Source organism: Rhodococcus sp. NPDC056960 (assembly GCF_042674125.1).
GTDB lineage: Bacteria > Actinomycetota > Actinomycetes > Mycobacteriales > Mycobacteriaceae > Rhodococcus_F.
On the sequence record NZ_JBHURF010000019.1, the window covers coordinates 99,748 to 113,645 of the forward strand.

Annotated in this window: 15 protein-coding genes; 7 read left to right on the top strand and 8 right to left on the bottom strand. The window is 67.4% G+C overall.

Annotation, left to right across the window (positions count from 1 at the left end):
• Positions 1–11 precede the first annotated feature (11 nt).
• Together ACFTWF_RS28160 and ACFTWF_RS28165 are read left to right on the top strand one after the other, a co-directional pair.
• On the top strand, positions 12–2,189 hold the full coding sequence (locus ACFTWF_RS28160) for a DUF5682 family protein (RefSeq protein WP_378464509.1): 2,178 nt from the start codon (positions 12–14) through the stop codon (positions 2,187–2,189).
• Positions 2,186–3,346: a VWA domain-containing protein gene (locus tag ACFTWF_RS28165; RefSeq protein ID WP_378464434.1), complete on the top strand. Its 1,161-nt coding sequence runs from the start codon at positions 2,186–2,188 to the stop codon at positions 3,344–3,346. Before ACFTWF_RS28160 ends, ACFTWF_RS28165 begins: the two co-directional genes overlap by 4 nt.
• A gap of 8 nt (positions 3,347–3,354) precedes the next feature.
• Here ACFTWF_RS28165 and ACFTWF_RS28170 read toward each other — a convergent pair whose 3' ends face one another.
• From ACFTWF_RS28170 to ACFTWF_RS28195, 6 genes are all read right to left on the bottom strand, one after another.
• Positions 3,355–3,558, bottom strand: a complete 204-nt coding sequence (locus tag ACFTWF_RS28170; RefSeq protein ID WP_141469447.1) for a hypothetical protein — start codon at positions 3,556–3,558, stop codon at positions 3,355–3,357.
• 185 nt (positions 3,559–3,743) lie between these two features.
• The gene (locus ACFTWF_RS28175) at positions 3,744–4,871 is read right to left on the bottom strand and encodes an acyl-CoA dehydrogenase family protein (protein WP_378464435.1); all 1,128 of its coding nucleotides are present in this window, start codon (positions 4,869–4,871) and stop codon (positions 3,744–3,746) included.
• Positions 4,872–4,880: 9 nt separating this feature from the next.
• On the bottom strand, positions 4,881–6,056 hold the full coding sequence (locus tag ACFTWF_RS28180; RefSeq protein WP_378464436.1) for an acyl-CoA dehydrogenase family protein: 1,176 nt from the start codon (positions 6,054–6,056) through the stop codon (positions 4,881–4,883).
• A 117-nt stretch (positions 6,057–6,173) separates the two neighbouring features.
• Positions 6,174–6,617, bottom strand: coding sequence for a hypothetical protein (locus tag ACFTWF_RS28185; protein WP_378464437.1), 444 nt, complete (start codon positions 6,615–6,617; stop codon positions 6,174–6,176).
• Between the two features lie 11 nt (positions 6,618–6,628).
• The gene (locus ACFTWF_RS28190; RefSeq protein WP_378464438.1) at positions 6,629–7,144 is read right to left on the bottom strand and encodes a twin-arginine translocation pathway signal; all 516 of its coding nucleotides are present in this window, start codon (positions 7,142–7,144) and stop codon (positions 6,629–6,631) included.
• Positions 7,141–7,668, bottom strand: a complete 528-nt coding sequence (locus ACFTWF_RS28195; RefSeq protein ID WP_378464439.1) for a hypothetical protein — start codon at positions 7,666–7,668, stop codon at positions 7,141–7,143. Before ACFTWF_RS28195 ends, ACFTWF_RS28190 begins: the two co-directional genes overlap by 4 nt.
• Before the next feature lie 189 nt (positions 7,669–7,857).
• Between ACFTWF_RS28195 and ACFTWF_RS28200 the strand changes: the two genes are divergently transcribed.
• From ACFTWF_RS28200 to ACFTWF_RS28220, 5 genes are read left to right on the top strand one after another with little or no spacing between them, the layout of a single operon-like run.
• A complete protein-coding gene (locus ACFTWF_RS28200) occupies positions 7,858–8,319 on the top strand; it encodes an Asp23/Gls24 family envelope stress response protein (protein ID WP_073361038.1) in 462 nt (153 codons plus the stop codon).
• Positions 8,316–8,630, top strand: coding sequence for a hypothetical protein (locus ACFTWF_RS28205; protein WP_378464440.1), 315 nt, complete (start codon positions 8,316–8,318; stop codon positions 8,628–8,630). The genes ACFTWF_RS28200 and ACFTWF_RS28205 overlap by 4 nt, the downstream gene beginning before the upstream one ends.
• Complete coding sequence (locus ACFTWF_RS28210; RefSeq protein ID WP_073361035.1) at positions 8,627–8,806, top strand: DUF2273 domain-containing protein; 180 nt, start codon at positions 8,627–8,629, stop codon at positions 8,804–8,806. Before ACFTWF_RS28205 ends, ACFTWF_RS28210 begins: the two co-directional genes overlap by 4 nt.
• Positions 8,799–9,776 (top strand): DUF6286 domain-containing protein, encoded by a 978-nt coding sequence (locus ACFTWF_RS28215; protein WP_378464441.1) that lies wholly within the window; start codon positions 8,799–8,801, stop codon positions 9,774–9,776. The genes ACFTWF_RS28210 and ACFTWF_RS28215 overlap by 8 nt, the downstream gene beginning before the upstream one ends.
• Positions 9,773–10,348, top strand: coding sequence for a hypothetical protein (locus ACFTWF_RS28220; protein ID WP_378464442.1), 576 nt, complete (start codon positions 9,773–9,775; stop codon positions 10,346–10,348). Before ACFTWF_RS28215 ends, ACFTWF_RS28220 begins: the two co-directional genes overlap by 4 nt.
• A 70-nt stretch (positions 10,349–10,418) precedes the next feature.
• Here ACFTWF_RS28220 and tuf read toward each other — a convergent pair whose 3' ends face one another.
• Together tuf and fusA are read right to left on the bottom strand one after the other, a co-directional pair.
• A complete protein-coding gene (gene tuf / locus ACFTWF_RS28225; RefSeq protein ID WP_185725102.1) occupies positions 10,419–11,609 on the bottom strand; it encodes an elongation factor Tu in 1,191 nt (396 codons plus the stop codon).
• 89 nt (positions 11,610–11,698) lie between these two features.
• Complete coding sequence (fusA, locus tag ACFTWF_RS28230) at positions 11,699–13,801, bottom strand: elongation factor G (protein WP_378464443.1); 2,103 nt, start codon at positions 13,799–13,801, stop codon at positions 11,699–11,701.
• Positions 13,802–13,898: the final 97 nt, after the last annotated feature.

A 13,898-nucleotide genomic window follows, 5' to 3' on the forward strand; every position in this document is an offset into this window, starting at 1 on the left:
GCAACAGGGCGATGAGCCCGCCGGCGGGCGACGTCCGTGTCTTCGGTATCCGCCACCACGGGCCCGGCTCGGCGCGTTCGGTGCGCCGCGCGCTCGACGAGTTCGTCCCCGACATCGTCCTGATCGACGGGCCTGCGGACGCCGATCCGCTGGTCGCGTTGGCCGGCTCCGACGGCATGGAACCGCCGGTCGCGCTGCTGGCGTACGCCACCGGCGAACCCAGGACCGCGGCGTTCTGGCCGTTCGCCGTGTTCTCCCCGGAGTGGCAGGCGTTGTCGTGGGCGGCCGGGCACGGCGTCGACGTCCGCTTCTGCGATCTTCCCGCCGCCAACACCCTCGCCGCCGACCGCTCCGACCCCGCTCGTGAGGACCCGCTCGCGCAGCTCGCCGCGGCGGCCGGTTACGACGGCACCGAACGCTGGTGGGACGCCGTGATCGAATCGGGTTCGGGAGCTGACGCTTTCGACGCGATCACCGACGCCATGACCGCGCTGCGGGACACCGTCGAACTCGACGAACCCACCAGCAGGCGCGAGGCGTACATGCGCCAGACCCTGCGGAAGGCGATCAAGGGCGGCGCCCAGCGGATCGCGGTGGTGTGCGGCGCCTGGCATGCCCCGGCACTCGCCGGACCCCTGGGCCCGGCCACCGCGGACGCCCGAATCCTCAAGGGAATCCCCAAGATCAAGACCTCCCTCACCTGGGTTCCGTGGACGCATTCGCGGTTGTCCACGGCGTCCGGATACGGCGCCGGCATCACCTCCCCCGGCTGGTATCACCACCTGTTCACCGCACCGGACCGGACGATCACCCGTTGGCTCACGAAGGTCGCGCGGGTGCTGCGTGCCGAGGACCTTCCAGTGTCGAGCGCGCACGTCATCGAATCCGTCCGTCTCGCAGACACACTGGCCTCGATGCGGGCGCGACCGCTGGCAGGTCTCTCCGAGGTCACCGAGGCCACCCGGGCCGTGATGTGCGACGGCAACGACGTCCTGCTCGACCTGATCACGCGGCGGCTGGTCGTGGGCGAGGCCCTCGGCGCCGTGCCCGACGACACCCCGACAGTTCCCCTCGACGCCGATCTGCGGGCGCGGGCGAAAACCCTCCGGCTGAAGCAGCAGGCCACCGAGAAGACGCTCGATCTCGACCTCCGCCGGGACAACGACGTCGCGCGGTCCCGCCTGCTGCACCGCCTGCAGATCCTCGGCGTCGGATGGGGGACCCCCGCCGAGAGCGAGGTCCGCGGCACCGGCACGTTCCGCGAGACGTGGTCGCTCATGTGGAAACCCGAACTGGCGGTGTCGATCATCGAGGCGTCGCTGTGGGGCACCACCGTCGAGGCCGCGGCGACGGCGAAGGTCCGGGACGAGGCGTCGTCCGGCGACGTGTCCCTCGCGCAGCTCACCCGGCTGCTCGAGCAGGCCCTGCTGTCCGATCTCGGTGCCGCCCTCGCCGAGTTGTTGCGCGCACTGGAGAGCGCTGCCGCACTCGACCACGACGTGATGCACCTGATGGACGCCCTGCCCGCCCTGACCCGCACCCTGCGCTACGGCGACGTCCGCGGCACCGACGTCTCCTCCCTCACCCGCGTCACCGACAGCCTCCTCGTCCGGATCTGCGCGGGACTCCCCTCGGCGGTGTCCGGCCTGGACGACGACAGTGCACTCGACGTCCGCCGTGCCGTCGACGACGTCCACGCCGCGGTGATGTTGCGCGACGACGACCGTGCCTCGGCCCGGTGGCTGGGCACCCTCGTCGGCCTGGTCGACCGCGGCGACGTGAACGGACTGGTGATCGGCCGGATGGTCCGGTTGCTCCGCGACGCAGGCACCGTCAGCGAAGCCGAATCCGCCACCCGGCTGTCGCGGGCGCTGTCCGTCGGCGCCGAACCGTCCGCCAAGGCGGGGTGGGTCGACGGTTTCCTCGGCGGCGGCGGGCTGCTCCTGGTCCACGACCGGCAACTGCTCCGATTGCTCGACGGATGGGTGTCCGGACTGCGTGAGCAGGATTTCGTCGACGTGCTGCCGCTGCTGCGGCGCACGTTCGGCAGCTTCGAGACCGGGGAACGCCGGGCGATCGGACAGTCCGTCGAGGGTGGTTCCACCGCCGATGCCCCCGCCCCGGTCGATGCCCGGCGCGGCACCGTCGCGATCCGGACCGTCGCCGACATCCTGGGAGTGACGTCGTGAGCGAAGACGCGGAGCGGTTACGCCGGTGGCGCCTGGTCCTCGGCAATGCCGCCGAGGAGTCCACCGGCGGGCTGGCGTCCCGGGCGGACACCGCGATGGACGGCGCACTCGCCGCCCTCTACGACACCAGTAGCGAGGCGTCGAAGAGCAGGCGCGGCGGCACGGGCCTCGGTGGATCCGCCCCCAAGGTCGCGCGCTGGCTCGGCGACATCCGCACCTACTTTCCGAGCAGCGTCGTCCAGGTGATGCAGAAGGACGCCATCGACCGGCTCGGACTCACCCAGCTGCTCCTCGAACCCGAACTGCTCGACGCCGTCGAACCCGACGTCCACCTCGTCGGCACACTGCTGAGCCTGAACCGGGTGATGCCCGAGACCAGCAAGGCCACCGCCCGGATGGTCGTCGAGAAGGTGGTCCGGGAGGTGGAGGACCGGATCGCGCAGAAGACCCGGGCCGCGGTGACCGGCGCACTCAACCGGTCGGCCCGCATCACCGCCCCCAAGTACCGCGACATCGACTGGAATCGCACCATCCGCGCCAACCTCGCGAACTACTTGCCCGAACACAAGACGGTGGTACCCGAACGGCTCCTCGGATACGGCCGCCGATCGCAAGCCGTGCACCGCGACGTCGTCCTCGCCATCGACCAGTCCGGCTCGATGGCGTCGAGCGTCGTGTACGCGTCCGTGTTCGGCGCCGTGCTCGCGTCCATGCGCGCACTGAAGACGTCGCTGGTCGTGTTCGACACGGCGGTCGTGGACCTCACCGACCGGCTGTCCGACCCCGTCGACGTGCTGTTCGGGACGCAACTCGGCGGCGGCACCGACATCAACCGGGCCATCGCCTACAGCCAGTCACTGATCGACAGGCCGGCCGAATCGCTCTTCGTGCTGATCTCGGACCTGTACGAGGGCGGCATCCGCACCGAGATGCTGCGGCGGATGGCGGCGATGAAGAGCGCCGGCGTGCAGGTGGTGGTGCTGCTGGCACTGTCCGACGACGGCGCGCCGTCGTTCGACCACGACAACGCGGCGGCACTGGGCGGGCTCGGCATCCCCGCGTTCGCGTGCACCCCGGACAGGTTCCCGGAACTGCTGGCGCTCGCACTCGAACGCGGAGACATCGCCCGCTGGGCGGACGGTCTACGGACGGCCTGAGCGCCGGGTCAGCCGGCAGCCATCCGGCGGTCGCTGTGCAGTTCGGGATGTGCGTCGGCGCGGATCCTCAGCAGGACCAGACCGGACACCGAGGCGACGATCAGCGACGCGACCGTCCATGGAACGTGCAGTTCGGAGATCCCGACTCCCGCACCGACGAGCCCGACAACGAGCAGGCTCCACATGATCGCTTTGACTGGACCGGACCCCATGACAACGCTCCTTCACCGAGATACGTACATCCCCCGTGAGTTCTGATGTGCGCGCAGAACGTTAGCTGCGTCACACGGGGGTCCTCGTGCGACACGTCGAAAACGCCTTTTCCGATACCAATCCGAGACCTGCACCCGTGAGTACTTGTTAACCGCCCGCGGTTAACAAGTACTCACGGGTGCGGCTAGATGATGCTGACCGTCCCCTGCGTGGTCGCCGCCGCGAGCACCCGCAGGTGGTCGTCGGAACCGCCGAGCGTGTGCTCGATGGCGGTCAGCCGGCTGAGGTAGTGCCCGACCGGGTACTCGGCCGTCATGCCGATGCCGCCGTGCATCTGGATCGCTTCCTGCCCGATCGTGCGAGCGGAACGGCCGATCTGCAGCTTGGCGCGGGAGGCGACCACCGGATCCACGGTGCCGTCGGCCAGCGACATCGTTGCGTAGAGACTCATGCTGCGCGCCAGTTCCAGCAGCACGTACATGTCGGCCGCCCGGTGCGTCAGCGTCTGGAACTTCGCGATCGGCACACCGAACTGCTTGCGGGTCTTCAGGTACTCGGTCGTCAGCCGCAGCGCTTCCTCCATCGCACCGACCGCCTCCGCGCACAATGCCGCCTGCGCCCGGATCTGCGCGCCCACGATCGCCGACGACGCGTCGCCGCCCTCACCGAGCGGCTCCGCCGGGGTGTCCGACAGTTCCACCTGCGCGGCCCGCAGTCCGTCGTGAGTCGCGTACGGGGTGCGGGTCAGACCGGTCGCGTCGGCGTCGACGAGGAACAATCCGACCCCACCGTCCGGGAGGGCGGCGGTGACGACCAGAGTGTTCGCGCTGCCGCCGTGCGGGACGGGGTTCTTGGTGCCGGTGAGGGTCCACGCGTCACCGTTCTTCGTCGCGGTCGTCGACACCTGGGGAGACGGCCAGCGCACACCCGGTTCCCGATCGGCGAAGGCCAGCAGGAGGTTGCCCTCCGACACGTCGGGCAGAATCCGGCGCCGCTGCTCCGCGCTGCCCGCGGCGGCGATCAGTCCACCGGGCACGAGGACCGCGTCGAGGACGGGTTCGGGTGCGAGGCGGCGGCCGATCTCGGTCATCACCGACGCCACCTCGACGGGTCCGGCACCCATCCCGCCGTCCTCCTCCTCGAAGCTCAGACCCAGCAGTCCCACCTCCGCGAGTTGCTTCCACACCTGCGGGCTCCACCCCTGCTCGGTGTCGGTAACCGTGTTGCGCTTCTCGGCGTCGTAACTGCGGCCCAGCAGTTCCCGGGTGGTGTCGCGCAGCAGTTTCTGTTCGTCGGTCAATTCGAAGTCCATGTCACGCCCTCACAATCCGAGGATCGAGGAGGCGATGATGCTGCGCTGCACTTCGCTCGATCCGCTGTAGATGGAAACCTTGCGGTAGTTCAGATAGGTGGGAGCCGTCCGCTGCGCCCAGCGCGGGGAGGAGATCCCGTCACCAGCGGCGAAGGGCAGCGAATCCGGTCCCGCGACGTCGGTGAGCAGTTCGAGCGTCGCCTGCTGCAGTTCGGAACCGCGCAACTTCAGCAGCGACGACGCCGGGTTCGGCTTGCCGTCGGCGGAACTGGCGACCACCCGCAGCTGGGTGAGCTCGAGCGCGATGATCTCGTTTTCCAGTTCCGCGATCCGGGCCGCGAACAGCGGGTCGTCCAGCAGCGTTCCCTCCCCCACCGAGATCTGGGCGGCACGTTCCTTCGCCTGCGCGAGCCGAACCTTGGAGAATCCCAGGCGGGTGACGCCGGTGCGCTCGTTGCCGAGCAGGAACTTGGCGTAGCTCCAGCCCTGATTCTCCTCACCGACCAGATTCTCGGCGGGTACGCGCACGTCCTCGAAGAAGATCTCGTTGACCTCGTAACCGCCGTCGATCAGCTTGATCGGACGCACCGTGACACCGGGCGTCTTCATGTCGACGAGGATGAAGGAGATGCCGGCCTGCTTCTTGGGGGCGTCCGGGTTCGTGCGAGCGAGGACGAAGATCCAATCGGCGTGCTGCGCGAGGGTGGTCCACGTCTTCTGGCCGTTGATCACGTAGTCGTCGCCGTCGCGGACGGCGCGGGTCTTCAGCGACGCGAGGTCGGAGCCCGCCTCGGGTTCGGAGAATCCCTGGCACCACCAGATGTCGAGGTTGGCCGTCGGCGGAAGGAACTTCTCCTTCTGCTCCTGCGACCCGAACGCCGCGATGACGGGGCCGACCATGCTGGTGTTGAACGCGAGCGGTTCGGGGACCGACGCGAGCTGCAACTCGTCGAGCCAGATGTGCTTCTGCACGGCGGTCCAGTCGCGGCCGCCCCACTCGACCGGCCAGTGCGGCGTCGCGAGGCCGTTGGCGTTCAGAATCCGCTGGGACTCGATGAAGCTTTCTTTCCCCACTACTTCGCCGCGCGCGTACCGCTCGCGGATCTCCGCCGGAATCTGTGTGGTGAAGAACGTTCGCATCTCGTCGCGGAACGCCAGCTCCTCGTCGGTCAAGGCCAGATTCATCGGAATTCCTTCGCACTCGAGGTCGGATTCATGTTCTGGTTCCGACGGTACTCCCTCGTGCGGCTCCGCCGCCCGTGAGTACTTGTTAACCTCCCGCGGTTAACAAGTACTCACGGGTCAGGCGGTGCGCAGGACGAGCAGATAGGCGCCACCCGCGGCTTCGATCTGCGTCTCCACGTTCAGTTCCGGGGCGAGGCGCGACAACCGGTCGAGCAACCACTCCGACGCGTCCTCCGCGTCCGATTTGCCCGGGCACCGCGCCACCGCGACCCGCCCGCCCTTGCGGCCGAGTTGCTCGACCACGCCGATGATCGGGGCGGGATCGACGACGAACAACCGGTCGGGCCACGGCACGACGGGTTTCACTGCACCCTTCTTCGTGTTGCACGCACGGTGGGCGAGGCGTTCGACGCCGCCCTTGGCCTTCGCCTTCTTCGCGGTGACGACGCTGTCGATGCTGGGGCCGCGCGGATCGTTGACCGACATGTCGGGATCCACCGGTTCGTCGCACAGCCAGCAGCGCCACGACTCCCGGTCGCCGACCTCTCGAAGAGTACTCATGGGCGCCAACGCTACTCGTGGGGTTGTACGGGATCGAAGCCGGAGATCAGCCAGTTGTCGCCGGATTTGGTGAGTGTGACGTCGATGCTCGTCGCCGTCGTCGCCGGGTCCGGCTTCGCCGCACTGGTGGTGGTCTGGTTGACGAACAGCAGCACTCTCGCCGTGTCGGCCTGCACCTCGACCGGGCCGGACGCGGCGACGGCCGCCTGGGTGGCGACCTGACTCTCCTTCGCCGCCGGGATGACGACATCGGTGGTGAACTTCGTGTAGTAGTCGAGGAACTCGCCCGTCAGACGATTCCGGGCGGATCCGACGTCGTTCTCCACCGTGTCCGGCCGATACGACAGCAGCGCGATCGCGCCCTGCGATGCGGTGTCGGTGACGGCCGCGCGGACGGAATCGTCGACGCGCCGGTCGGACCGGTAGAGCGAGAAATACAGAACTCCGGCCAGCACGGCCGTGATCACGGTGAGCGCGCCCAGGATCCGGAGGAGTCTGCGTGGTTTCGGTGACGTCTCGGAGCTCACTGCACGAACCCCGCTTTCACGATCTTGTACGAGCCGTCGTCGAGTTGCATCGTGACGCGCATTCGCTGGCCGCGCGGTTCCTCCGCCGCCCCGCCCGCGTTGGACACCTTCTGCGCGACGGCGACGAGCACGTCCGCGGAGTCACCGTTCTGCGTTTCGATCGCCGCCTGCCGCACCTCCCCTTCGGACTTGACCTTGGCCTCCTGCATGACCGCGACGAGATCCTCGGACCGGGCCTCGAACTCGTCGCGGAAGTCTCCGGCCGAGCCGTCGAGCACCTTTTGCACGTCCTCGTCGGCCTGCTCGTAGTCCATCGTCGTCAGGTTGACGACGCCCTGTCGTGCTGCCGCCAGGATCTCGGACCTCTGCTGCGCCTGCCGCTCGGCCTGCCAGTGCCCGTAGCCGAAGTAGCCACTGACTGCGAGGAAGGCGAGGGTGAGGACGGACAGCATCACCACACCCGGGGTGACTGCCCGCGACCGGGCGTCGGTGACGACGTCCTCAGCGGGCGACTCTTCCGTCATCGGGTTCCTTTCGTCGTGCCGTGGTCGTGTTACCTGGATCACGCCAGATGCTACCGCGTAGTCATATCAAATATTTTTGGCCGTCCTCCCGCGGCAGATCCGCGGTCGCAAAGGCGCGTGGGAAACCCCGCGTAGCGTCGGTGGTCATTACTGTTGAAGGCAAGGCAGGCGACTCGAAGGGGATCCACGATGACCAGCGATTCAGGCGCGCGTAGCCGCGTGCAGTTCGGTGCGGGGGCGACGCCGGAACTCGTCAGTTCCGAGGGACGCACCATCATCGCGGACGCCGTGGTCGCCAAGATCGCGGGAATCGCCACACGCGAAATCAACGGCGTGTACGACGTGGGCGGCGGCACCGCGCGCGCCGTCGGCGCCCTCCGGGATCGAATCCCGGGTGCCCGCGTCAACCACGCACAGGGCGTGGCCGTCGAGGTCGGGGAGAAGCAGGCCGCCATAGACATCGGCATCGTCGCCGAGTACGGCGTAGCACTGCACGAACTCGCGGTCGGCATCCGCCGGAACGTCATCGCCGCCGTCGAGCGCATGACCGGACTCGAGGTGACCGAAGTGAACATCACCGTCTTCGACGTCATGTTGTTCGACGAATCCGAGGCCGTGACCGAACTCGACGGCAAACCGAGGGTGCAGTGACCGGGCCCCTCACACCGGGCGACCACACCGAGGACATCTCCGAACGCATCGTCGCCGCCGTGCTCGCGACCCCCGGAGTGGCGGCGATGCACGGCGGCACCTTCGGTGAAGTCGCCACCTACCTGCCGGGACGCCGGGTGACCGGCGTGACCGTCGGTCCCGCGTCCTGCGCCGTCCACCTCGCGGCGCGCTACCCCGCCAACGTCGTCGACACCGCCGACCGAGTGCGGGCCGCAGTGGAATCGCTGGTGGACGTCCCCGTCGACGTGATCATCGAAGATCTCCTGACAGAGACAGGACAAGCTCAATGAACAGCACAATCACCGGCCTGATCGTCGGATTACTCCTCGCCCTCGCCGGGATCCTCGGCGGGTTCAGCGGGTTCGTCTTCGCAGTCCTCCTCGGCGCACTGGGCATGGCCGTCGGCGCGCACCGCGACGGCCACCTCGACCTCGGTGCCATCCTCCGAAGCCGCGGCCGTGGCTGAACCGTCCACCGCAGCCGCCGGCCCCCAGGACGAGGCACTGCTCGACGACACCGCCCTGCGCGGCGAACTGGTGATCAAGGAACGCGCCGTCGTGAAGATCGCCGTCGCCGCGGCGCTCCAGGTGCCCGGCGTCGTCAAGCAGTCGGGCGGGCTGTCCCGCCTCACCGGTCGCGAACTCCCCCGCGCCGACGTCTCCACGGGGGCGGACGCCGTCGCGATCAACCTCTACATCGCGGTGCAGTGGCCGTGCCACCTCGACCTCCTGGGCCGCCGGGTCCGCGCGCAGGTGCACCGTCAGGTCGAGGAGATGACCGGCATGCCGGTCATCGAACTCAACATCGTGGTCGTCGGAACGGAATCTGCTGCGCCCGAAGACAGTTCGACCGAGAGCCTCTTCGCCGAGCAGGGCGATCCGACCGCGCCGCCCACCCCGGTGGCGCCCGTCCGTCCACGCACGCCGCGGGCCACTCCGGCCGCGGTGCCCGCCGCGATCCTCGTTGCCGTCGGAGCCCTCGGTCTCGCGGTCGTCGCCGCGCGCGAACTGCTGATCATGCGCGGCACCTTCGCCAACGCACCGTGGATCCGCAACACTTTCCAATGGCTCGGCCGGCTGCACTGGTCCGACTGGATCGTCCCCGTCGCAGTAGGCGCGATCGTTCTCGGGATCGTCTTCATCGTCGCGGCCCTCAAACCGCGCCCGCGTACCCATCTGCCGCTCGCCGTCGGTGACACCCCGATCGTGTGGCTCCGCCCCACCGATCTGGCCCGCAATTCCAGCAGCCACGCCAACACCGTGCCCGGGGTGCTGTCGGCGCACACCACGGTCGACCGTAAACACGTCACGGTCCGCGTGGTGCGCACCGAGTCGACACCCGCAGGCGACGTGGCCATCTCCGTCCGCGAGGCCGTCGAACCGACGCTGTCGCTGCTCGGCCGATCCCCCGAACTCCGAGTGCAGGTGAAGCCGTGAGACATCGGACCGCCGCCGTCAACCGCGTGATCGTCCTTCTCGTCGGCCTCGCACTCCTCGGATTCGGCGCCTACGCCGTCGCCTGGGACCTACGGGTTCCCCTCGTCCGCGAATGGGTCTCGCGGTACGACCGCGCACGCGTCACCGCACTCCCCGACCAGGACTGGTGGGGCTGGGCCCTCGCCGCGACGGTGCTCGTGGGACTGGTGTTCGGGATCGTGCTCCTCGCCCTCGACCTCACCCGGCGTCGCACCTCGCCCGTCGCCGTGCCGGACCGCGAGTCGGGCACGTTCGTCACCGTCGATCTCGGTTCCCTCGCGAACGGGGTCGCCAGCGAACTCGCCGAATACCCCGGCGTCCGGCAGACGCGCGCCCGCGCGGTGATCGAACGCGGTCTCCCCACACTCTCGATCGTGGTGACCGCCGACGCCACCCTCGACATCTACGACTTCACCCGCAAATCCGAGGACGTCGCCTCGTGGGTCGCATCGACCCTCGGCGGACAAGAGGTCGCCACGCAGGTCCTGCTCCACCTCGACCGCGCCGACCACCCGGTACACGCCGAAAGCTGAGTTCCCGCCCCGAAAACGCCGATGGCGCCCACCCCGGAGGGTGAGCGCCATCGGCGTTGGTGAAGCTAGATCACTTGTTGATCTTCGTGACCTTGCCGGCGCCGACCGTACGGCCGCCTTCGCGGATCGCGAAGCGCAGGCCCTCGTCCATGGCGACGGGCTGGATCAGCTTGACGGACATCTCGGTGTTGTCACCGGGCATGACCATCTCGGTGCCCTCGGGCAGCGTCACAACGCCCGTCACGTCCGTGGTACGGAAGTAGAACTGCGGACGGTAGTTGTTGAAGAACGGCGTGTGGCGGCCGCCCTCGTCCTTGGACAGGATGTACGCCTGGCCCTCGAACTCGGTGTGCGGGGTGGTGGTGCCGGGCTTGACGACAACCTGTCCACGCTCGACATCTTCGCGCTTGATACCACGAACCAGCAGACCGACGTTGTCGCCCGCCTGGCCCGAGTCGAGGAGCTTGCGGAACATCTCGATACCCGTGACCGTGGTCTTGGTCTTGGTTTCCTTGATGCCGACGATCTCGACGTCCTCGTTGACGTTGATCACGCCACGCTCGATACGACCGGTGACGACGGTGCCACGACCGGTGATCGTGAAGACGTCCTCGACGGGCATGAGGAAGGGCTTCTCGGTCTCGCGAACCGGGTCCGGGATGGACTCGTCGACCGCAGCCATGAGCTCGAGGATGTTCTTGGTCCACTCCGGGTCGCCCTCGAGCGCCTTGAGAGCGGAGACCTTGACGACGGGGGCTTCCTCGTCGAACTCCTGCGCAGCGAGGAGCTCACGGACCTCCATCTCGACGAGCTCGATGATCTCGTCGTCGTCCACCATGTCGGCCTTGTTCAGGGCGACGAGGATGTACGGCACGCCGACCTGGCGGGCGAGCAGCACGTGCTCACGCGTCTGGGGCATCGGGCCGTCGGTGGCCGCGACCACGAGGATGGCGCCGTCCATCTGCGCCGCACCGGTGATCATGTTCTTGATGTAGTCGGCGTGACCGGGAGCGTCGACGTGCGCGTAGTGGCGCTTCTCGGTCTGGTACTCAACATGCGAGATGTTGATCGTGATACCGCGAGCCTTCTCCTCAGGAGCCTTGTCGATCTCGTCGAAGGCCGAGGCCTCGTTGAGATCCGGGTACGCGTCGTGCAGAACCTTGGTGATGGCCGCGGTCAGCGTGGTCTTGCCGTGGTCGACGTGACCGATGGTGCCGATGTTCACGTGCGGCTTCGTCCGCTCGAACTTCGCCTTCGCCACTGTGTGTCCTCCTGGACTGATTGATGCTTGCGGTATGCAGCAGTGCGGTTGTTATTACTGGGTCGTGCTTCGGCCGGCTGGAACCGAGGTTACTCGCCGGTCGCCTTGGCGATGATTTCCTTCGAGACGTTCGCGGGAACCTCTGCGTAGGAATCGAACACCATGGAGAAGTTCGCCCGGCCCTGGGTCTTCGACCGCAGATCACCGATGTAACCAAACATCTCCGAGAGCGGAACCAGCGCCTTCACGACACGGGCACCACTGCGTTCCTCCATGGCCTGGATCTGGCCACGGCGGGAGTTCAGGTCGCCGATCACGTCACCCATGTACTCCTCGGGTGTCGTGACCTCGACAGCCATGAGCGGCTCGAGAATGACCGGGCCGGCCTTGCGGGCGGCTTCCTTCAGCGCCTGCGAACCGGCAACCTTGAAGGCCATTTCCGACGAGTCGACGTCGTGGTATGCACCGTCGAGCAGCGACAGCTTCAGGTTCACCAGCGGGTAGCCGGCGAGAACGCCGTACTGCATCGCGTCCTGCGCGCCTGCATCCACGGACGGGATGTACTCGCGAGGGATGCGACCGCCGGAGACCTTGTTCTCGAACTCGTAGGTGGCACCGTCTTCGCCGACGAACGGCTCCAGCGCGATGATCACCTTGGCGAACTGGCCCGATCCACCCGTCTGCTTCTTGTGGGTGTAGTCGTGCTTCTCGACCTTCTTGGTGATGGTCTCGCGGTAGGCGACCTGCGGCTTGCCGACGTTGGCCTCGACCTTGAACTCGCGGCGCATACGGTCGACGAGGATGTCGAGGTGGAGCTCGCCCATGCCGCCGATGACGGTCTGGCCGGTCTCCTCGTCGAGCTCGACGGAGAACGTCGGGTCCTCTTCGGCGAGCTTCTGGATCGCGGTGCCCAGCTTCTCCTGGTCGGACTTGGTCTTGGGCTCGATCGAGACCTGGATGACCGGGTCCGGGAAGCTCATGGACTCGAGCACGATCGGGGCGTCCTGTGCACACAGGGTGTCACCGGTCGTGGTGTCCTTCAGACCGATCATCGCGTAGATGTGGCCGGCCACGGCCTCGTCGACCGGGTTCTCCTTGTTGGCGTGCATCTGGAAGAGCTTTCCGATGCGCTCCTTCTTGCCCTTGGTCGCGTTCATGACCTGGGCGCCCGGATCGATCCGGCCGGAGTACACGCGGACGAACGTCAGCTTGCCGAAGAAGGGGTGCGACGCGATCTTGAAGGCGAGAGCCGAGAACGGCTCTTCCTTGCTCGGCTTACGCGTGAGAACTTCTTCTTCGTTGCCGAGGGCGTGACCCTGGACCTCGCCGATGTCCAGCGGGTTCGGCAGGTAGTCGATGACCGCGTCGAGCATGGGCTGAACGCCCTTGTTCTTGAACGCGGAGCCACACAGCACCGGGTACAGCTCGGAGTTGACCGTCATCTTGCGGATGGCGCCCTTGATCTCCTCGACGGAGAGTTCCTCGCCGGCGAAGTACTTCTCCATGAGCTTCTCGTCGGACTCGGCGACCGTCTCGAGCAGCTTCTCGCGGTACTCGGCAGCCTTGTCGGCGAGATCAGCGGGGATCTCCTCGATGGTGGGCTCGGCGCCGATGGCGACCGTGCCACGCCAGGTGACAGCCTTCATCTCGACCAGGTCGACGACGCCGTCGAAGTCGTCCTCGGCGCCGATGGGCAGCTGCAGGACGAGCGGCTTCGCGCCGAGGCGGTCGATGATGGTCTGGACCGTGAAGTAGAAGTCCGCGCCCATCTTGTCCATCTTGTTGACGAAACAGATGCGCGGAACGTCGTACTTGGCGGCCTGACGCCACACCTGCTCCGACTGGGGCTCGACGCCCTCCTTGCCGTCGAACACGGCAACGGCGCCGTCGAGCACGCGGAGCGAACGCTCCACCTCGACGGTGAAGTCGACGTGGCCCGGCGTGTCGATGATGTTGATCTGGTTGTTGTTCCAGAAGCAGGTCACCGCGGCAGAGGTGATCGTGATGCCGCGTTCCTTCTCCTGCTCCATCCAGTCCGTCGTCGACGCACCGTCGTGCGTCTCACCGATCTTGTAGTTGACACCGGTGTAGAACAGGATGCGCTCGGTGGTCGTGGTCTTGCCGGCATCGATGTGCGCCATGATGCCGATGTTGCGGACCTTGTTCAGGTCGGTCAGCACTTCCTGTGCCACAGGATTCTTCCCCGCTCGTAGCTCGTGTATCGGGTGACGGCCTCCCCGGTGTTCCACCAGCGGGGCCATTGTCTCGAGTTGTAGATCAGCCGGTCCC

What these genes read in the sequence shown, in the direction of transcription:
- ACFTWF_RS28180 (WP_378464436.1), bottom strand. Translation starts at nt 6,056, where the DNA reads ATGAATCTGGCCTTGACCGACGAGGAGCTGGCGTTCCGCGACGAGATG.
- ACFTWF_RS28160 (WP_378464509.1), top strand. Translation starts at nt 12, where the DNA reads ATGAGCCCGCCGGCGGGCGACGTCCGTGTCTTCGGTATCCGCCACCAC.
- ACFTWF_RS28210 (WP_073361035.1), top strand. Translation starts at nt 8,627, where the DNA reads ATGAACAGCACAATCACCGGCCTGATCGTCGGATTACTCCTCGCCCTC.
- ACFTWF_RS28170 (WP_141469447.1), bottom strand. Translation starts at nt 3,558, where the DNA reads ATGGGGTCCGGTCCAGTCAAAGCGATCATGTGGAGCCTGCTCGTTGTC.
- ACFTWF_RS28200 (WP_073361038.1), top strand. Translation starts at nt 7,858, where the DNA reads ATGACCAGCGATTCAGGCGCGCGTAGCCGCGTGCAGTTCGGTGCGGGG.
- ACFTWF_RS28185 (WP_378464437.1), bottom strand. Translation starts at nt 6,617, where the DNA reads ATGAGTACTCTTCGAGAGGTCGGCGACCGGGAGTCGTGGCGCTGCTGG.
- ACFTWF_RS28195 (WP_378464439.1), bottom strand. Translation starts at nt 7,668, where the DNA reads ATGACGGAAGAGTCGCCCGCTGAGGACGTCGTCACCGACGCCCGGTCG.
- ACFTWF_RS28175 (WP_378464435.1), bottom strand. Translation starts at nt 4,871, where the DNA reads ATGGACTTCGAATTGACCGACGAACAGAAACTGCTGCGCGACACCACC.